The sequence below is a fragment of the Lentibacillus songyuanensis genome (assembly GCF_039548255.1).
Lineage (GTDB): Bacteria > Bacillota > Bacilli > Bacillales > Amphibacillaceae > Lentibacillus_C > Lentibacillus_C songyuanensis.
This window is the reverse complement of record NZ_JBCLVH010000006.1, coordinates 96,070-113,684: the sequence shown is the minus strand read 5'-3', so window position 1 is coordinate 113,684 and position 17,615 is coordinate 96,070. Positions and strand designations below refer to the sequence as shown.

Sequence of the window (17,615 nt, the reverse complement as noted above, 5' to 3'; positions counted from 1 at the left end):
GGTAATGGTAGTCTTAAAAGAAACCTGTACCAAAGGAAAGGGTGAATGCTTGTGATTGTACGAGAACACGACCAAGCGTATATTATGATCGAACAAGACAACCATGCCCATATATCAGGTGAATTAGCAGCAGCATGGAAGGATTCTCTTTTTATCGGTCATGATCGTAGAAAATCAGTTGAATATGCGGTTTCCAATCATGATCTGGGTTGGAAACTGCTTGATCAACAACCTTTTTGGAACGATCAGAAAAACACACCATATACATTCATTGATTTTCCTACACTTCCAAAAACCGTTTTTTATAAACATGGCATTGAAGAAGTAGCACTTCATGACACGTATGCAGGCTTGTTATGCAGTCGGCACTATACCCGTTTTCTTAAAAACAATGAATTACCTGCTGCCCAAGCGTTTGTTCAGCAAGAAGAAGCACGTCAGCACCACATGATAGAAGCAGCGGTCCAATTTGATCAGGAAAACTATGATTTTCATTATGCAGTCCTGCAATTTTGCGATAATATTTCCTTGTATATTTGTTTAAATGACCCCGGGGTTACAAAACAAGAGGAGCAATCATTTTTCAAAAAGGGGCTTCCGGTTCCAGCATCTTTTCATTTTTTCAATCAAGAGAAAGCAAAATTGAATTGGCAGGATGAGCACACTATCCAGATGCAACTATTCCCTTTTGATAAGCCTGTTAATCTTAACGTAAAACAAAAAGTAATTTCTAAGGCTGCTGTTTCCAAAAACGGGTTATTGAAAAGCTATCAATCGGCACCGTTTGAAAAACGGACAGTTCAACTCGTTCGTATGTAGCCTTAGATTGGTTTATGTCAGAGCAAGCCATGCTTCTATTTTGTTCGTAGAATGAATAATTTTTAATAAATATATTGACGGATCGCACGTAAAATGATTAAATAAAGATAGATTTCAAAGGGGAGTAGCTTTAAAGTATGATGTTTTAAAAAGGTTCAATAGATTTGATGCCTTGCCGGACTTTAGAACATCATCTTTACAGTATAGCCGTCATTACAGGGAAAAACCCTCGGCTTTACTGGCAACCTTCAACGTTGTTAGCAAGACCTTTGCCCATGTGGTAAAGGCCTTGTTTTGTAGAAATAGAGGTCTTGCCACATGGACTGGCAGGATCTCTATTTTTATGTAAAGGAGCTAACAATTTGGAAACGATCTGGTTTGAATATGGTTGGACATTACTTATTTTAATTGGCTTAGAAGGGATCTTATCCGCCGACAACGCCCTCGTACTGGCGGTGATCGCAAAGCATTTGCCTGAAAACCAAAAGCAGCGTGCTATTAATTATGGTATTATTGGGGCGTTTATATTTCGATTCGCTGCCCTGTTCGTTATCTCATTCCTTGTCAATGTATGGCAAGTTCAAGCAATTGGCGCTATATACCTGATCTATCTTAGTGTAAAGAACGTTCTTGGTCACTATTTCGGTTCAGCAAATGAAAAACAACCTTCATTTGGTAATGGATTTTGGTCTACTGTGGGGAAAATTGGTATCGCTGATTTAGCTTTTGCGATAGATTCTATCCTTGCAGCAGTTGCGCTGGCAATAGCACTGCCGGACACCCCGTTGCCTCAATTTGGTGGAATGGACGGTGGAAAATTCATTATCGTTATTATCGCAGCAATTGCTGGGTTGATTTTAATCAAATTTGCCGCAAGTTGGTTTGTAACTTTATTAGACAAACGACCAGGGTTGGAAACAATAGCCTATCTAATCGTTGGATGGGTAGGCGTCAAGTTAGCGGTAATCACACTTGCACATCCTGGTGTTCGTCTACTGCCAGAAGACTTTCCCCATAGCTCGGAATGGAAATTCACCTTCTGGGGGACCCTGCTTGCCATCGCTATACTTGGCTGGTTGCTGTCGGGACGCAAGGTAGATAACAAGCATGTTTAGCGTGAAATGCGAGCAAAGCATGCGCAAGGACATCAACCGAATTCGAGCAATCGACCTGGATCTGTGATCATCATCCACTAAATATCCGGAGCTCTTGCCCGTTTAGGGGAACTTTAGGAAATGTACTATATTCTGTGTAAATCAATTTTCGTTCGTGACTTCATCCATGCAATGAGGCCACGAACAAACATTTTTTCTCGCCTTCGTGACTTCATCTGGGTTATGAAAGCAATACGAGTACGTTTTTAAATAGCCCTTCATCGCTGTCATGAACAGCAAAACATTCTCAGCTCTGGCCGTTTAGGGAGTGCTCTTGGGGCGCGTATTTTGTTGGTATAGGGATTTGCAATTTCAAAAAAATTATTTATCGCTTGATATGGAAATTAGAAAACTACACTAGCATCTTATTGCCATTCTATTGTTCTTGTGTTATTTCATTACGCAACCTATTTAACTCCTCGTTTAGTTCGTTCGTCATTACTTCCAAAGCTTCTTTTTTTGGCAACTCATTGGATAAAACAATCGGTTCCCCAAAAATAATACGCGGCTTTGTCCGTTTAAATAAATCCTTAAAATTATTGGGACCAACGTAGGCAGCTGGTACAATCGATGCTTTTGCATGTCCAGCAATTGTTACTGCTCCCCTTTTCAATGGCACTTCTTCACTTGACCTGGTTCCACTTGGAAATATCCCGACAACTTTCCCATCCGCCAACAGCCTGCGGGGGATTTTGATCGAGCTTGGACCAGGATTTTCACGATCAACTGGGAAGGCATTTAATTGTTGCATTAACCACCGCAAAAAGCGACTTTGAAATAACTCTTTTTTAGCCATATAATGGACTTTTATCGGCAGGACAGCGACCCCAAGCCAGAGAATATCTACCCAACCGGTATGGGTGCAGGCAATGACATACCCATCTGATTGCGGTAACTTCTCCTTGTGGTATACTTTTATTCTGCCAAATATACTCAATACGAACTTCAATACGTATGCTGCAAAGTAATACATGCACTCTCCCCTTTTCTCTAGAAGTTTGATACTACGTTGAATGCTTACCATTTATTTTAACATAAGATATTAGTATCTGGTACTAAATATGACAGTTGATTTTTCTTCAAAAAGATTTATAATGAACTAGTTTGGTAATCTAGATCAAACACGTGGTTCGTAACCATCCCACGATAAAAAACTAAGGAGTGAAAACAAATGAATATCAAAACCCTTGTGGTGAACGCAGTAATTGCGGCGCTTTATGTTGCCGTATCTATGGTGTTATTGATTTTTCCACCGCTTGCCTACTCGAACATCCAATTCCGCATACCAGAAATATTCAATCACCTGGTTGTTTTTAACAAAAAGTATTTTTTCGGAATTGTAGTAGGTGTCCTATTAACCAATATTTTCTCCGTAACCGGGGCGATCGATTTATTGTTCGGGGTAGGACATTCAGCATTATCGTTAGGGATCACGATTCTGCTGGGAAGGTACATTAAAAATCATATTACACTTATGGTGTTGAACACGCTAGTTTTTACGTTTAACATGTTCATCATCGCATTTGAACTAAACTTAATATTGCATTTTCCATTTCTGCTGACATGGCTGACAACAGCCGCCGGGGAATTAACCATCATGGCAATCGGTATCCCGATTATACATGCATTGAATAAAAAGGTACACTTTGGTAAGTTAATATAAAGTGAAACTTCATTCAGTGGGGGTTTTCGACGCACAGGACGTGTTAGTGCAGGCGAAGGCATAAGGACGTGACGGTTTTAGCCTGCCCTTTCTCCCCCACTGAATGTTAGTTGAACAGAATCGGACCTTTACGGGCAGTTGACCCCCACTTATCTTTTTTGTTTCCCCTCAAAATCTTGAAGTGGGGGTCTTACTGCCCGTTAAGGCGGGATAAGCAAATGAATAGCCTGCTAGGTTTCATCTAGCAGGCTATTATCATTAAGGAGGGCTTAGTATAATGAAACGATTTTGTCTAGCGGTGCTATGTAGTTTGTTACTTATCCTCAGTGCATGTTCCGGTGAACAAAAAGGGGATGCAACACTTAAAGAAGCTGCGTTAACAGATTTTGAAACGGGATTGCTGGATATGATGAGTGATACGGCATTTGCATATGATCTTCATCTAGCAAATGACAATATAAATGAAATCCATGCAACAGTTGACTACTACACAAAAGGGCAATTCAACAGTCATGTCATCGATTTCAGTACAAAGGTCAGCTCCTCAACAGACGAACCTTTTCGCATCTTATTTATTTCGCAGCAGACAGATGATGACCATATACAATGGATCTCCTCTGTTATCTCCAATGACGGTCAATCTACAGCGAAATCAGAGGCCATCCCAATCAAGAGCGTTATGGATTATGCCTCCGGGTCAAATAATGAGCTGGATGCTTTTCCAATTCATAAGAAAAAAATAGTTGCGTCCCTTGTCTATTCAAATAAAAAACAAATAACCGTTAGGCACGATATCAAAACCAAAAAGGATCTGCAACAAGCTACAAATTACAAAAAAGTTTTTCTGATCACTTTGGAATTGCAGTAAAAGAAATGCTACCCAACTTCGTGAATTAACGCAGAAAAAAATGATGCAATGTAGGTACGATTTCTTTATCCTGAATCAACGTTTCATATGTATCCTTATTGACCCACATTGCATCAATTACTTCCTCAGGTTGAAATACCAGTTCATCGATCGAAACATTAGCGCTAAACAACCAATTGTCAGCATAATAATCATTGCTAACTTCACTGAAGAGAAGTGTCCCGTCTTGAGGATTCAGCTTAAGGCCCAGCTCTTCTCTGGTCTCCCTTAAGGCTGCTTTAAAACTGGTTTCTCCAGCTTAAAACAGAGCCCCCTGTACATTCCTACATATTTCCATGCAGTTTGTTTGGGTGTCGCTTCGATAACAATAATTCTTCATGGTCGTTTTGAATCCAAACATAGACAACAATATGATAGCATCCCTCAGGAAGAGGAACTCCACGAACATGAGTCTTTCCAATTTTATGGCGTTTATCATCGTACAAATCCCATTTTTCCATCCCGCGTTATCCCCTTTTGACACATCTTATCCGTATTTTATTCTTCCATACTACTCCTTACCTTTTCAGGAATCATCACTACTTCCGGCTGCAAATCGACTGGAGCAACCCGATCGTCAATACATTCATCCCAGTATATTAGATGCTTCTTATCGATCCAATGTTGGGATTTCTCCACATCTTGAGCACCATCCCCTTGAACCGAATACCAGTATAGATATTTATCTCCATTAAGATGTTCTCTAAATATCGTTTCCACATACATTTTCTCGTCTTCCAGGGTTAATAGTACATCACTCATATGTTTATTTAAGAACTTCAGCCATTCATCTACCCGCTCAGATTTTCCTTTTTTTACTTTGAATCTTGTTAGCTCTACGTTCATTCCATTTCAGCCTTTCCTTGCCTCTAAATTATTCTATTACAAATTTTAGCATAATTTGGTACACTCGTTCAATCACTTGCTAAGTAGCACTAACGGTAGGCTCAATCACTGTCAACGTATTATTGTCCGTATCCAAATTAACGGTTGCGCCAATTGGGATTGCCGCTTTATAAGTGCCATGGGCGGTCGCAACATTAGTCATTAGCGGTTTTCCCATTGGCACAATAAACGCGTTAATGAAGTCTTCATATGACGTGCCATACGCAGGCGGACAATTGGTACATTGCCCCAAAACAATCCCGATACAATCCGCAAATTTTCCTGCTAGTTTCAGTTGATTCATATACCGATATACCGTATTAATGGGTTCATGTGTCTCCTCTAAAAGCAAGATCTTTCCTTTCGTATCAATCTCATAATCTGTTCCCAGCGTCCCGACAAACGAGGTTAGATTCCCTCCTACAATCGGGCCGGTTACATTTCCTTTTACCCTGCTAATTTGCGGAATAGATGCTGGGTTTTGAATTTGCCGCTGCATGGTCAGTACCGATGTTGCCGCAAAAAATTGATCAAAATTATAGGCAGGCGTGTCAGCAGCAAAATTAATTAATAAAAGGCTTTGGAATGTGATTAAGTTTACAGATTGCGCTAACACATTTAACAGCACGGTAATATCGCTATATCCAGTTAGAATCTTCGGGTGACTTTTAATGAGATTGTAATCAAGGTGCGGGAGTATACCTGCTACACCAACACCTCCCCTAGTGGGCAGAATCATTTTCACCTGATCATTGGCAAACATGCCCATTAAATCGGAAGCACGTTCTTCATCACTGCCAGCAAGAAAACCGTCTGCTGCATATGCATGTTCACCTACCACGACCTCAAATCCTAGACTTTTCACTACTTCAATTCGACTATTGATCATATCAGCAGGAAGCGGACTACCCAATGTAACGATGCCAATTGTATCTCCCTGTTTAAGTATCGGTGGTTTAATTGCTGCCAACAAAGACACCCCCTAGTTAAAAATAAAGATCCATTTTACAGTATTCATTGGCGATAGATTGTGTTACATACAACATGCTTGTTAAGCCTGCCTCCATATGTCATGCTAAAGAATAGAATGATGAACTTGGGAGTGGAAGAAATCGTGAAAAAAGTTACAATTCAGCAACCAAAAATCCCGCATGACTTGCCTATCAAACAATTTTCTATTACAGAGGATCCCTTTTTTAAAACATGTATGATTAAGGATTGTTCGATTACTGGAGAAGAAGCCAGTCGTTTAGCCTTTGACCAAGTAATATTTAAAAATGTCTTATTTGAAGCTGTATCATTTAGAGACATCGAATTAACAGATGTCATTTTCGATCACTGCGATCTATCTAATGCGGACTTTAGCGGGGGGATTATTCATCGGGTCGAATTTAAGAACTCAAAGATGTTAGGGATCGATCTGTCGGAGGCTACCTTAGGGAATGTCGCATTTTTCAATTGTCAGGCTAATCTTAGTTCATTTCGATTTGGCCGTTTGAAGCAAGTACGATTTCATGAATGCTCTCTGGAAACGAGTGACTTTTATGAAAGCATGTTTAAAAACATTCATTTTTATCGGTGCAATTTGAACGAAGCAACATTTGCCAACACTCCATTAAAGGATATCGATCTAAGTAACTGTACATTTGAGCGGCTAAATATAACCATGGAAGATTTAGCTGGATGTACAGTGTCCATGGATCAAGCAATAGGCTTTGCCAGATTGCTTGGATTGAAAATTAACGAACGCGAGGACACATAAAGTGAAACTTCATTCAGTGGGGGTTTTCGACGCACTCAGACGTGTTAGTGCAGGCGAAGGCATAAGGACGTGACGGTTTAAGCCTGCTCTTTCTCTCCCACTGAATAGAAGAACAAAGGCTAAGTTCGTAACATCCTGTTGCAACGCCTTTGTGACCTGCATCGTGCAGGCTGAGAACAGAATCGGACCTTTGTCGTGCAGTTGACCCCCACTTATTTTTTCGTTCCACCTCAAAATCTTGAAGTGGGGGTCTTACTGCCCGTTAAGGCGGGATAAAAAGAAACGAGAGTCAGCCTTTATATAAGGCGCTCTCGTTTGACATTTTCAGGTTACTTATTGCTTGTGACTGTAATACCGCCATTATCCGTTGTCAACGTCACGACATGATCTCCATCCCCGATCACGGTACTGCCATTATATTTACCAAATACATTCACTTTTCCATTGTCCGTATTCGCGATAATGGTAGTATTTGTTGGTTTCGTTTTTGTTTGGACATCAATTCTACCGTTATCAGATGTTAATTCAATTGCCTGATCTAAGTGGTTAGTCACCAACGAAATAGCACCGTTATTGGTTTTTCCGTTAATTTCTCCATCCACTTCCTCTAGAATTAATTTTCCATTACTGGTTCTCGCCTTAACAGAGGATCCTGTCACTTGTTGTAATTCCACTCTCCCATTATCAGATTGCATATCTACCTTATCCATCTGTAACTGTTCACCATGAATACGGCCATTATCCGTTTCCGCTGTTAGTGCCGAACCGGTAAGATCGCTTAGCTGTAACCTGCCATTGGATGTTGCAACATGTATTTCCCTTGCTTGCAGATGATTGACGTTTATCTTTCCATTATTACTGGAAACAAGTAAGGACTCATACTGTTGTTGCGGTACATAGACTGTTAACGTGATAGAAGGTGAAAAGAAGTCAATATTAAACAGTTTACTCTGTTGGTCATTTAATTTAACAACAAGCGTTTTATTGTCTATATCCACTGAAAAAGTATGATTACGATGTTTATATTGCTTCCCCTCTAATAAAACTTTCGATGTATTTTCATCCGTAGGTACAATCTTCACAGTAGCATCATCTGTTTGCACATCAAGTGACGTAAATTTACCGTCAACCGACTTTTCTTTCGTAATTGGATCCGTTTCAAATGCCGAAGAATAGGTGAAAAACATTCCAGCCAAGCCCACGATCAATAAGATTCCGCCCAAAAAAGCCAACCGCTTTGTATTACGCATTCGTCAACCCACCCTTCACAAACGAAACATTAAATTTTAAGTACCGAACAAACACACGGGTTAGGTAAAAGGTTACATAATACATCCCCATTGTTAAAAACAGACCCATTCCGCATAACATCAGAGCAAAAAATAAATCAAAGTATACAAACGTTCCGGGGTAAATAACAACGTTCAAAAGTACAAGCAATGGTGATAAAATGAAAGATATACTTGCAATCCACCCCGCAGCCACTACTCCTACAAGGCCTATAAAAGGACCCAATACAATAACCAAATTAAAAAAACCTAAACCTATTCCTGCCCAGACAGCCCGTAGTACATTTCCTGTTGTTACATTCGTCTCTACTTTCTCCAGATGATACATGGCAAGCAATTCCTTCGCTATTTTCGTTGGTGAGCCAAGTGCCTCAGCAATTGCCTCCTCCGTTTTCCCTTCTTGCTTCCCAAGTTCGAAATGCTCCTGGTAATCCTGTAGAATATCTTGCCGCTCATCTGTTGAGAGACCAGTTAAGGCTGTATTCAACTGTTCCATAAATTGTTTTTCAGTCATCTCTTTCACCTTCCTCTATCAATTCGTTCACGGCATTGGTAAACTCCCGCCACTCTTCCATCTGTTCATGAAGGTAGTCCTTTCCCTGCGACGTCAATTTGTAATACTTACGTGACGGGCCCTCGGAAGATTCCTGTAAATACGTCGTAAAATACTTTTCCTTTGTTAATCTTCTTAACAGCGGATAAATTGAGCCCTCTGATATTTCAATTTTATCTGAGATTCGTTGCACCAGTTCATACCCGTAGCAATCCTTCTTTTCCAATAACACGAGCACACAGATTTCCAAAATCCCTTTTTTAAATTGCACATTCATCATTCTCACCCCATTTTCACTACCTTATAATGAATAGTACCTGTTAATAAATAATTTAACACATAGTACTGTTTATTGCAAGGTAGTTGGTAAAATTTATGTTAGTAAAAAAACCGTAAAGAATCTCAAAATCGATGTACGGTTTCTTTTATGGATTCAAGAATAAAATGATTTGCTGCATTGTTCCTCCTTATCGCTTCTCTGGTTTGCTTGCTGTATTCATTTGTAGGTGTTACCGGATATTCTCCACATATATCAATTCCCAAGACTTCCCTTTGCTGCATCGTCTCATGAACTATTTCCCTAAGCTGATTAAGTCGTAACGTACCATGATCCCATGCTGTAATGGCTTCACTTGGGTCAAGCACATCTTTATCAATACTTATATAAACGTTTTCTGTCTGTATTTGTTGGATAATGGATGTGCCAAGTGCTGCGCTGTCTTGATGAAGGGTTTTCTCAGAAAATGCAATTACTTTCTCGACAACAGAAGATGGTACGTGTTGCTGCCAATCGTTGCTTACGCCAATTAAAATGATTTTCTTTAGGAAGGGAAGGTGTTGGAGCGAATCATACACCCATGAACCACATGACATCAGGGATTCATTTGGACTGGGAAGCATATCGGTATGATGGTCGAACAAGATTAATGTAAACGGGGCTTGAAGCTGTGATAATAATAGAAAGGAAACATAATGATAGTTCCCACTCCCAAGCAAGGTTATCGGATTTGTATGCTGTTTTAGCTGTTGTGAAATATGAAACAACGTATCCCGTTCACAAAACAGATTGGTGCCTGACATTTCCTGCAAGTCAATCCACCGACAACTTTTATGAAGAAATGATTGCCTAGAATATGTTTGGTCAAAATCCAATACGGTAATATGACGTTCCATAAATCGGACATCTCCTATTTAACAACTATATGCTATTATTATAATAATCAATCATTTAGGCAAATATATCAACTAAAATGCTCTTGACGGATTGAAATAGATAAGGATCATCACGCATAAAGCGTCCGACCATGATACCTATGCTTCAACAATTTCGGATGCTAATCAACGAAATAGAGAGCCCGGTTATTTTAATTATTTGAATTCATTTCATGGATTGTAATCCGCTACAAAACTGGTACTATAGTAGAAAAGATAATCTCCTAGAGAAGAAAGAAGGACACTATTTTGAGAATAAGAGAACGATCAGCCACCCCTTTTCTTGTTACAGGGGCCATATTTTTAGTACTATTTGGGATTGTTGCCTGGGGTGTTTACGTTGAAAATGATTGGATTCATACCTTTGATCTAAACTGGATTGATCGCATCCAATCTCATGTGGCGTCGGGTACGACTGCTTTTATCAAGGTCATTACGGAACTGGGAAACGTTCGCCTTGTTATTGTTTTAACGATCATTATCGTGATCCTGTTATTTTGGAAACGCAGGTTTGCTGAAGGGCTTTGGCTAGGTGGTACCATTCTTGTTTGTGCTGCAATAGCCACCAAAATCCTGAAAAAACTTGTTGATCGGGATCGCCCGGAAATCCTTCAGTTAATAACAAAAACAAATGAGAGCTTTCCAAGCGGGCATGTCACGGCAACAACTATTTTCTACGGATTGATTGGCATCGTATTATTACTTACCGTAAAAGAGCTATGGAAAAAATGGATTATCGCTCTTGTCACACTGGCTTGGATCGTATTTATTATGATCACACGTATCTATCTTGGTGTTCATTTTCCAACAGATGTGCTTGCTGGATTTTTGTTTGGGTCGGCATCGGTATTCCTGTCCATTGGTGTCTACCTTATTGCAGAAGAACCGCTTCGTAACGTGCTAGCCAAATTAAAATTACGTGATCAAAGTAATCTACTGAAACAAAGAAGTAGAGATTAAATGATAAAGCGCCTATGTCTATCATATGGGCGCTTTTCTTTCTTGCTCATTGATGATCACTTGAGCAGGCGGACGCTTTCTGTCCTCGATCGCTCAGCATCCTTTCTCGATCGTTCGGCACTTCTCCTCGATCGTTCGAATTTCTCTCACAGATGAGTTTGAATGTAATTTTGATTATTTTCCACATACATCCCTTCAATCCTGAATTAAATGGGACATAAATCTAATCTTGAGCATATGCTACTTAAAAAGCATTTAGAAAGGATGTTTCCATTGGCTACACCTCCATTACCCGTTTCCACACAAACAATGGTCGTTCAACAACAAGGAGTAACCATCCATTACCCGCAAGTTTTCGGGTTACAAAACCCAACCGCAGAGCAAAGGATCAATCAATCGATAACAAAGCTGACCCAATCCTTAATCAACCAACAATATCAACAGCAAGGTGCGAATTCATTTGACGAAATGATTGGCACCTTTGAAATCAAAACAAATGAGCGGAATGTGCTTAGTCTGACACTATCCAATTATGCAATCGCCTACCACCACGCAAATGGCTTAACCATTATGAAATCCTTGACGTTTGATACCCAAACAGGGAAAAGCTACACATTGAAAGAATTGTTTAAGCCACACAGTGACTATGTATCCGTTCTATCAAAGCTTGTAAAAAAACAGATTGCAGACCGAAACATACCAATCTTAGACACTTTCCAAGAAATTGCACCGGATCAGGATTATTATATTGCTGACAAGGCACTAGTTCTGTACTATCAGCCCATTGAGATCACACCACACTATTTCGGTTTTCCCATGTTTCCAATCTCCGTTTATTCGATTCAGGACATCATTGACGAAAATGGACCCCTTGGGCGAATGGCAACCAATTCATAAGAAAACAGTCCTCTATATAACATGGCGGGAAGTCTCCGCCTAGCCTTCTTTTTTCTCCAGTTTCATGAGAATCCAAAAATATAGGCCAAAACCGCCAAGCAATATAATCGTACTCCATATCAACTGGGTTTCTTCTTGTAAAGCGGTTAAACCTAGCAAATAATCCGGCAATGTTGACAAAGTTATCAGGATAATCGCTACCCATGTTTTCGCCCAAATAGAAACCGCGATGAGAAAAATCAATGTGATTAATGCTAAAATAACCGTTCCCCAAAATCTAAAATGAATAACTGGTGTATCTACAATCCGATTTAAGTAGATCAGGCCTACAAATAGCGCAATCGGTAGTACACCGGGAATCGATATGATTAACATTTGCTTGATGCTGGAAAGATTTTCCCCGGAAATATACCGAAATGCAACAAATAATGTAGCAATGAATAGAACACCAATGACAACGTGTCCGGCGATTTCCAAAACAGAATATGCCAGACTACCTTCCACCAGATCTCTGGCAACAGTAAAGGAAAATGAGCCAAAAATAATGATGAAAATATATTTAATCCATGAACGGTAATCAATTGCCATTTCCCCAGCAATCGATTGCATATATGCTTTTGGGGAATTGCCAATAATTTTTTCCACTGATTTCCCTTCCCTTTCTGCCTCGCTTAAATGGGACTCCAGCTCCTCACCAATTTCATCAATCTCATCCCAGCGTTTTCCACTAGAAAACAAATATACGCGTAAATCCTCGATAAATTCCCTGCTTTTATCGGAAAGCTTACTGTTAGTACTCATCCATCTCATCTCCTTTTTGACTTGTATCCGAGCCATCTGACTCATATTGCAAAACCCGGTTTACATTACTTCGCAAATAGTTCCAGCGCTCCATGAACAGCACCAGTTCTTTTTCTCCCTTCTCTGTCAGCGAATAATACTTCCTTCTTGGCCCGGCTGTCGATTTTTTCAATGTCGATGTCACCAGTTCTTCTTTTTGCATTCGTATTAGTAACGGATAAATAGTTCCTTCACTAAACGAATGAAAACCATAACTTTCTAGTTTTTCCGCAAGCTCATAGCCATAGACTTCTTTGTTCTTGATAATCGCCAGCAAGCATCCATCAAGGATTCCCTTCAACATTTGTGTTGTTGACAAACCCATTTCACCTCTTCCAATACCTTGTTATACAAGAGTAACGACTTTTTTATATACCTTGCAATACAAGACTTAGTTAAAGTATACCTTCCTTTATCTTGTATTGCAAGGTAAGTTTTTTACCAAAAAAAACTGCTATACCAGGAAACCCTGATACAGCAGTTTTTCAATCGATTATGCCATCCATTTAGGAGGAACGTTTTTATCCCAATATAATTCGCCTATTTCATGATGTTTTTCAAAATTGTCATTGCTTATATGATAATGAAATGTAAACCAGTAACCTTCTTGCGGACGGAGTTCCCGTCGAACGTGAAACCGTGCCACATCCTGCTTTGCCCGGTGATCATAAACATGAAAAATTCTTTCCCCGAATCCAGGAGACGGTTGTTCGGTAATACCAAAATAGGCGGCATCCTCTTTCGCATCGGCAACAAGTGTCTGAAGAATAGCTTCCATATTTGGTAGAATCGTCATCACAAAATCATCTTCAATTTGTTCGGCAATTCGTGGTCCAAGTTTAGTAATTGTCTGTGTTTTCGCCTTCTCTATCATATTATGAAGGAAAGGATCTTCTATATCTTCATCGTCTTTAGGTAAGTCAATTCCTTCTTGTTCTTCGGTCTGAGGTTCTAATACTGCCTCGTGAACTTCCGCCTTGGACGAAACTGCTTCTTTATTCTCTTCTGCATTTGTATTTAAATGAGCAGGAGGAACATACATCCCCAGGGTCATGACCGCAATTAGAATCGCTGCTATTTTTCTTATCCAAAGCTTCATCTGCATGTCCCCCTCATATGTACTCATTTAAATTTTAGCATATTTATAGCAAACGAACACTAGAATTCTAAATTGTTATCTACATGTAATAGAAGGATGGAACTGTTTAAATAGTTCCATCCGCTAATTGAAGCTTCTTCCATTGTATCCATTGGCGCTTCCTGGTTTTTCTAGGAAGAAACTGACGAATATCATCTTCATGGTAGCCGACCTGAAATCGTTTCTCATCGATGAGGATCGGGCTCCGTAATAATTTTGGATGTTCCTGAATAAGCTTTAGTAGTTGTTGTAATGGGAGTAAGTCCATATTTAAGTCCAGATCTTTGTAAATCTTTGATCTTGTTGAAATAATTTCATCTGTTCCTTCCAGGGTTCTGCTAAGAATGAACTGCAGCTCCTGAATGGTCAGCGGATCCCGCATAATATTTTTCATTACGAATGGCACTTCATATTTGTTCAACCATTCTTTTGCTTGTCTAGTAGAAGAACAGGGTATTCCATAAACCATTACTGTCATTATCTATACCTCATTTTCTTAGCCGATTCCCTACTTATTACCAAATAGGGTGCTAAAAGTTTTAATCTAACCTACTATACTTCTATCTTAAGTGACACGATGTCATTTGTCAACGTTTTTGTGACACCATGTCATAATAAAAAAAGGAAGATCATTGCCAATTCAAGATGGTTGATCTTCCTTTCTAAGATGTGTGTTGGTAGACAGTTAAATTACTTAAGAAATCATTACTTTACAAATATCATTCGTAAAGTCTACTGGGTCTTGAATTGGTAACCCTTCTATCAACAATGCTTGATTAAATAACAGCTTTGTATAAAGGTCTAACTTGTCCTTGTCTGATTCAAGGGCATGCTGTAAAGTTTGAAATACATCATGGTTTACATTTATCTCTAGCACCTTGTCTGCCTTAATATGCTGATTATCTGGCATGGCATTAATTACTTTCTCCATTTCCAATGAAATCTCGCCTTCTGAAGCTAGACATACCGGATGGGACTTTAACCGCTTAGATGCCTTCACAGCTGTAACCTTATCTGACAAAATATCCTTCATTGCGGTAAACAACTCTTGGTTATCCTGTTCTGCTTGATCTGCATTTTCTTCATTTTCATCCGCTTCAATTCCCAGGTCCCCGCTAGAGATAGATTTAAATTCTTTCTCTTGATAATTCATCAGCATCTTAATGGCAAATTCATCAATTTCTTCGGTAAAGTATAGAATCTCATATCCTTTATCAGCAACCATCTCCGTTTGTGGCAGCTTTTCGATACGTTCATTCGATTCGCCCGATGCATAATAAATATACTTCTGATCTTCCTTCATGCGAGAAACATATTCCGCTAATGTGACTAGTTTCTTTTCCGTTGATGAGTAGAACATCAGTAAATCCTGCAATGTTTCTTTATTTTGTCCAAAGTCACTATAAACGCCAAATTTCAATTGGCGGCCAAATGCCTCATAAAAAGTTTCATATTTTTCCCGGTCATCTTTTTGCAAGCTTACTAATTGATTTTTAACCTTCTTACTGATGTTTTTAGAAATTAATTTAAGCTGACGGTCATGCTGCAGCATTTCCCGAGAGATGTTCAAAGATAGGTCCTCTGAATCGACCATCCCTTTCACAAAGCTAAAGTAATCCGGGATAAGGTCGGCACATTTTTCCATGATCAATACCCCGTTGGAATAAAGCTCCAGACCTTTTTCATATTCTTGGGAGTAATAATCAAACGGACGCGACTCCGGGATGTACAAAATCGCATTGTAGCGTATCGTTCCATCGACATTAAGATGAATATGTTTTAACGGTTTGTCGAACCCATACCGTTTTTCTTGATAGAAGTTCTCATAATCCTCGTCCGTAAGTTCATTCTTGTTCTTCTTCCAAATAGGCACCATACTGTTAATGGTCTGTTCCTCTATATAGTCCTCATATTCGTCCTCGCTGCCTTCTTTTAGCTTGCTTTCGGTAACATCCATTTTTATTGGATAACGAATAAAATCGGAATATTTTTTAATAATTGCTTGCAGACGATGTTCCTCCAAAAATTCATCGTAGTTCGCTTCATCTGTATTTTCTTTTATTTTCAAGGTAATCGTTGTACCCAGTTGATCCTTGTCTATCAGGCTAATTGTATAGCCTTCAACCCCTTCAGATTCCCATTTGTACGCTTCTTCAGATCCAAATGCCTTACTTTCTACTGTAACCACATCTGCCACCATGAAAGCAGCATAAAATCCGACACCGAATTGGCCGATGATATCGTAGCCATCCTTTAATTCATTTGCATCCTTGAATGCCAGGGATCCGCTTTGAGCAATCGTCCCTAAATTAGTTTCCAATTCTTCCTTTGTCATTCCGATTCCAGTATCCCAGATGGTTAAGGTTCGATTTTCTTTATCTGGTGTTACTTTAATATAATAATTTTCTTGGTTAAAGCTTAAATTTTCATCGGTCAATGCCTTATAATATATTTTATCAATCGCATCACTTGCATTGGAAATCAGCTCTCTTAAAAATACTTCACGCTGTGAATAGATGGAATTAATCATTAATTCCAGAAGTCGTTTGGATTCTGCCTTGAATTGTTTCTTAGTCATCATAGCTACTTCCTTTCTTCGTTTATGTTCTATATCCATTTTAGCACTCTCTCCACAAGAGTGCTAATCTATTTTATTTAATACCATATTCGTAAGCAGCTGTCAATGAATTGCTTTTTGATTATTCTATTTTTGATAGCTTGTTATGTTTAAAATCCGATCTAATATATTGCATATTTCCATTCGATTATTTTTCATGTATACTACTAATAGAGAATTTATCGTGAAGCTTCATTTAATAGATGTGCTATTAGAATAAAAGTATTATTTAGAATGGGGGATTTATTATGCCAGTACCACCTGATCATGCGCAGCCGGTTCGTAAATCGGCCAAGGAAACTGCATTCAATCAACTGCAACAATGGATTATTGACGGTACATTACTTCCAGGAGAAAAACTAAACGATAAGGAACTTGCTGAAGCCCTTGGAGTTAGTAGAACTCCGGTCCGTGAATCCTTGCAACTCCTGGAAGCAGAAGGATTTGTCCAGATGTATCCTGGCAAAGCAACCCAAGTAACAGAAGTAGAAAAAGAATCCATCAAGGATCTTTTGCCGCCTTTAGCCGTATTACAAGGGTTATCCGCTGAACTGGCGATTACCCATCTTACTGACGAAATCCTTACCTCACTTGAAACAACAAATGAGCAATTTGCCAAGTCCATCCACTCCGAGAATTTTTATGCAGCGTTAAAGATTGATGAAATGTTCCATCAGATTATTGTAGATACAGCCCAAAATCCATATATCGATTCCATGGTCCAGACACTGCAAGCACATGTCAGAAGGCTATTCTTTCACAACTCGATAATCTTAACGGAAAAGTCCATTGATGACCATCTTGCAATCATTAAATTATTGAAGGAACGTGACCAAACAAAGGTTTCCAACATTATGAGGGAAAACTGGTTGCGAGCGATTAACGAGTTCAAATCAATACAATCAAATTAAAAAGCTGA

22 protein-coding genes and 1 riboswitch are annotated in these 17,615 nt (G+C 39.2%); of the genes, 8 read left to right on the top strand and 14 right to left on the bottom strand.

The genetic code is table 11. The features are described 5' to 3' along the window. Nucleotides 1-51: 51 nt before the first annotated feature. Together WMZ97_RS08270 and WMZ97_RS08265 are read left to right on the top strand one after the other, a co-directional pair. Nucleotides 52-819 carry a DUF3891 family protein gene (locus tag WMZ97_RS08270; protein ID WP_343271605.1) on the top strand — a complete coding sequence of 256 codons (768 nt, stop codon included), beginning with the start codon at nucleotides 52-54 and terminating at the stop codon, nucleotides 817-819. A gap of 362 nt (nucleotides 820-1,181) precedes the next feature. Then, nucleotides 1,182-1,934 carry a TerC family protein gene (locus tag WMZ97_RS08265; RefSeq protein ID WP_343271604.1) on the top strand — a complete coding sequence of 251 codons (753 nt, stop codon included), beginning with the start codon at nucleotides 1,182-1,184 and terminating at the stop codon, nucleotides 1,932-1,934. Between the two features lie 415 nt (nucleotides 1,935-2,349). Here WMZ97_RS08265 and WMZ97_RS08260 read toward each other — a convergent pair whose 3' ends face one another. After that, nucleotides 2,350-2,946 carry a lysophospholipid acyltransferase family protein gene (locus tag WMZ97_RS08260; RefSeq protein WP_343271603.1) on the bottom strand — a complete coding sequence of 199 codons (597 nt, stop codon included), beginning with the start codon at nucleotides 2,944-2,946 and terminating at the stop codon, nucleotides 2,350-2,352. Nucleotides 2,947-3,092: 146 nt separating this feature from the next. Next, nucleotides 3,093-3,137: riboswitch (PreQ1 riboswitch) on the top strand. A 7-nt stretch (nucleotides 3,138-3,144) separates the two neighbouring features. Between WMZ97_RS08260 and WMZ97_RS08255 the strand changes: the two genes are divergently transcribed. Further along, complete coding sequence (locus WMZ97_RS08255; RefSeq protein ID WP_343271602.1) at nucleotides 3,145-3,636, top strand: QueT transporter family protein; 492 nt, start codon at nucleotides 3,145-3,147, stop codon at nucleotides 3,634-3,636. A 277-nt stretch (nucleotides 3,637-3,913) separates the two neighbouring features. Continuing rightward, the gene (locus WMZ97_RS08250) at nucleotides 3,914-4,504 is read left to right on the top strand and encodes a hypothetical protein (protein ID WP_343271601.1); all 591 of its coding nucleotides are present in this window, start codon (nucleotides 3,914-3,916) and stop codon (nucleotides 4,502-4,504) included. Nucleotides 4,505-4,529: 25 nt separating this feature from the next. On the opposite strand, the gene WMZ97_RS08245 is transcribed toward WMZ97_RS08250, so the two are convergent. The 4 genes from WMZ97_RS08245 to WMZ97_RS08230 form a co-directional block, all read right to left on the bottom strand. Continuing rightward, nucleotides 4,530-4,742 carry an NUDIX hydrolase gene (locus tag WMZ97_RS08245; RefSeq protein ID WP_343271689.1) on the bottom strand — a complete coding sequence of 71 codons (213 nt, stop codon included), beginning with the start codon at nucleotides 4,740-4,742 and terminating at the stop codon, nucleotides 4,530-4,532. 85 nt (nucleotides 4,743-4,827) lie between these two features. Next, nucleotides 4,828-5,004, bottom strand: coding sequence for an NUDIX hydrolase (locus WMZ97_RS08240; protein ID WP_343271600.1), 177 nt, complete (start codon nucleotides 5,002-5,004; stop codon nucleotides 4,828-4,830). A gap of 37 nt (nucleotides 5,005-5,041) precedes the next feature. After that, nucleotides 5,042-5,389, bottom strand: a complete 348-nt coding sequence (locus tag WMZ97_RS08235; protein ID WP_343271599.1) for a DUF6176 family protein — start codon at nucleotides 5,387-5,389, stop codon at nucleotides 5,042-5,044. Between the two features lie 79 nt (nucleotides 5,390-5,468). After that, nucleotides 5,469-6,398 carry a S66 peptidase family protein gene (locus WMZ97_RS08230; protein WP_343271598.1) on the bottom strand — a complete coding sequence of 310 codons (930 nt, stop codon included), beginning with the start codon at nucleotides 6,396-6,398 and terminating at the stop codon, nucleotides 5,469-5,471. A 144-nt stretch (nucleotides 6,399-6,542) separates the two neighbouring features. Between WMZ97_RS08230 and WMZ97_RS08225 the strand changes: the two genes are divergently transcribed. Next, entirely contained in the window at nucleotides 6,543-7,190 is a 648-nt protein-coding gene (locus WMZ97_RS08225; RefSeq protein ID WP_343271597.1) for a pentapeptide repeat-containing protein, read from the top strand. Between the two features lie 329 nt (nucleotides 7,191-7,519). On the opposite strand, the gene WMZ97_RS08220 is transcribed toward WMZ97_RS08225, so the two are convergent. The 4 genes from WMZ97_RS08220 to WMZ97_RS08205 all read right to left on the bottom strand — a co-directional run bounded on the left by WMZ97_RS08220 (nucleotide 7,520) and on the right by WMZ97_RS08205 (nucleotide 10,205). After that, nucleotides 7,520-8,440: a DUF4097 family beta strand repeat-containing protein gene (locus WMZ97_RS08220; protein ID WP_343271596.1), complete on the bottom strand. Its 921-nt coding sequence runs from the start codon at nucleotides 8,438-8,440 to the stop codon at nucleotides 7,520-7,522. Beyond that, on the bottom strand, nucleotides 8,433-8,993 hold the full coding sequence (locus WMZ97_RS08215; RefSeq protein ID WP_343271595.1) for an HAAS signaling domain-containing protein: 561 nt from the start codon (nucleotides 8,991-8,993) through the stop codon (nucleotides 8,433-8,435). Before WMZ97_RS08215 ends, WMZ97_RS08220 begins: the two co-directional genes overlap by 8 nt. Beyond that, nucleotides 8,986-9,309, bottom strand: coding sequence for a PadR family transcriptional regulator (locus tag WMZ97_RS08210; RefSeq protein ID WP_343271688.1), 324 nt, complete (start codon nucleotides 9,307-9,309; stop codon nucleotides 8,986-8,988). The genes WMZ97_RS08215 and WMZ97_RS08210 overlap by 8 nt, the downstream gene beginning before the upstream one ends. Nucleotides 9,310-9,434: 125 nt before the next feature. After that, on the bottom strand, nucleotides 9,435-10,205 hold the full coding sequence (locus WMZ97_RS08205) for an arginase family protein (RefSeq protein ID WP_343271594.1): 771 nt from the start codon (nucleotides 10,203-10,205) through the stop codon (nucleotides 9,435-9,437). 288 nt (nucleotides 10,206-10,493) lie between these two features. Between WMZ97_RS08205 and WMZ97_RS08200 the strand changes: the two genes are divergently transcribed. Next, nucleotides 10,494-11,204, top strand: coding sequence for a phosphatase PAP2 family protein (locus tag WMZ97_RS08200; RefSeq protein WP_343271593.1), 711 nt, complete (start codon nucleotides 10,494-10,496; stop codon nucleotides 11,202-11,204). 273 nt (nucleotides 11,205-11,477) lie between these two features. Further along, nucleotides 11,478-12,101, top strand: a complete 624-nt coding sequence (locus WMZ97_RS08195) for a DUF3298 and DUF4163 domain-containing protein (RefSeq protein ID WP_343271592.1) — start codon at nucleotides 11,478-11,480, stop codon at nucleotides 12,099-12,101. A gap of 39 nt (nucleotides 12,102-12,140) precedes the next feature. On the opposite strand, the gene WMZ97_RS08190 is transcribed toward WMZ97_RS08195, so the two are convergent. The 5 genes from WMZ97_RS08190 to htpG all read right to left on the bottom strand — a co-directional run bounded on the left by WMZ97_RS08190 (nucleotide 12,141) and on the right by htpG (nucleotide 16,657). Further along, nucleotides 12,141-12,902 carry an HAAS domain-containing protein gene (locus WMZ97_RS08190; RefSeq protein ID WP_343271591.1) on the bottom strand — a complete coding sequence of 254 codons (762 nt, stop codon included), beginning with the start codon at nucleotides 12,900-12,902 and terminating at the stop codon, nucleotides 12,141-12,143. Further along, entirely contained in the window at nucleotides 12,892-13,245 is a 354-nt protein-coding gene (locus WMZ97_RS08185; protein ID WP_405027670.1) for a PadR family transcriptional regulator, read from the bottom strand. Before WMZ97_RS08185 ends, WMZ97_RS08190 begins: the two co-directional genes overlap by 11 nt. Before the next feature lie 189 nt (nucleotides 13,246-13,434). Then, a complete protein-coding gene (locus WMZ97_RS08180; RefSeq protein WP_343271589.1) occupies nucleotides 13,435-14,040 on the bottom strand; it encodes a YpjP family protein in 606 nt (201 codons plus the stop codon). Between the two features lie 106 nt (nucleotides 14,041-14,146). Next, nucleotides 14,147-14,557: a transcriptional regulator Spx gene (gene spx, locus WMZ97_RS08175; protein WP_343271588.1), complete on the bottom strand. Its 411-nt coding sequence runs from the start codon at nucleotides 14,555-14,557 to the stop codon at nucleotides 14,147-14,149. A gap of 216 nt (nucleotides 14,558-14,773) precedes the next feature. After that, the gene (gene htpG / locus WMZ97_RS08170) at nucleotides 14,774-16,657 is read right to left on the bottom strand and encodes a molecular chaperone HtpG (RefSeq protein WP_343271687.1); all 1,884 of its coding nucleotides are present in this window, start codon (nucleotides 16,655-16,657) and stop codon (nucleotides 14,774-14,776) included. 287 nt (nucleotides 16,658-16,944) lie between these two features. On the opposite strand from htpG, the gene WMZ97_RS08165 reads away from it, so the two are divergent. Beyond that, entirely contained in the window at nucleotides 16,945-17,607 is a 663-nt protein-coding gene (locus WMZ97_RS08165) for a GntR family transcriptional regulator (RefSeq protein ID WP_343271587.1), read from the top strand. The last annotated feature ends 8 nt before the right edge of the window (nucleotides 17,608-17,615 follow it).

What these genes read in the sequence shown, in the direction of transcription:
- WMZ97_RS08260 (WP_343271603.1), bottom strand. Translation starts at nt 2,946, where the DNA reads ATGTATTACTTTGCAGCATACGTATTGAAGTTCGTATTGAGTATATTT.
- WMZ97_RS08180 (WP_343271589.1), bottom strand. Translation starts at nt 14,040, where the DNA reads ATGAAGCTTTGGATAAGAAAAATAGCAGCGATTCTAATTGCGGTCATG.
- WMZ97_RS08235 (WP_343271599.1), bottom strand. Translation starts at nt 5,389, where the DNA reads ATGAACGTAGAGCTAACAAGATTCAAAGTAAAAAAAGGAAAATCTGAG.
- WMZ97_RS08215 (WP_343271595.1), bottom strand. Translation starts at nt 8,993, where the DNA reads ATGACTGAAAAACAATTTATGGAACAGTTGAATACAGCCTTAACTGGT.
- htpG (WP_343271687.1), bottom strand. Translation starts at nt 16,657, where the DNA reads ATGACTAAGAAACAATTCAAGGCAGAATCCAAACGACTTCTGGAATTA.
- WMZ97_RS08220 (WP_343271596.1), bottom strand. Translation starts at nt 8,440, where the DNA reads ATGCGTAATACAAAGCGGTTGGCTTTTTTGGGCGGAATCTTATTGATC.
- WMZ97_RS08250 (WP_343271601.1), top strand. Translation starts at nt 3,914, where the DNA reads ATGAAACGATTTTGTCTAGCGGTGCTATGTAGTTTGTTACTTATCCTC.
- WMZ97_RS08240 (WP_343271600.1), bottom strand. Translation starts at nt 5,004, where the DNA reads ATGGAAAAATGGGATTTGTACGATGATAAACGCCATAAAATTGGAAAG.
- WMZ97_RS08165 (WP_343271587.1), top strand. Translation starts at nt 16,945, where the DNA reads ATGCCAGTACCACCTGATCATGCGCAGCCGGTTCGTAAATCGGCCAAG.
- WMZ97_RS08190 (WP_343271591.1), bottom strand. Translation starts at nt 12,902, where the DNA reads ATGAGTACTAACAGTAAGCTTTCCGATAAAAGCAGGGAATTTATCGAG.
- WMZ97_RS08255 (WP_343271602.1), top strand. Translation starts at nt 3,145, where the DNA reads ATGAATATCAAAACCCTTGTGGTGAACGCAGTAATTGCGGCGCTTTAT.
- WMZ97_RS08210 (WP_343271688.1), bottom strand. Translation starts at nt 9,309, where the DNA reads ATGAATGTGCAATTTAAAAAAGGGATTTTGGAAATCTGTGTGCTCGTG.
- spx (WP_343271588.1), bottom strand. Translation starts at nt 14,557, where the DNA reads ATGACAGTAATGGTTTATGGAATACCCTGTTCTTCTACTAGACAAGCA.
- WMZ97_RS08205 (WP_343271594.1), bottom strand. Translation starts at nt 10,205, where the DNA reads ATGGAACGTCATATTACCGTATTGGATTTTGACCAAACATATTCTAGG.
- WMZ97_RS08185 (WP_405027670.1), bottom strand. Translation starts at nt 13,245, where the DNA reads ATGTTGAAGGGAATCCTTGATGGATGCTTGCTGGCGATTATCAAGAAC.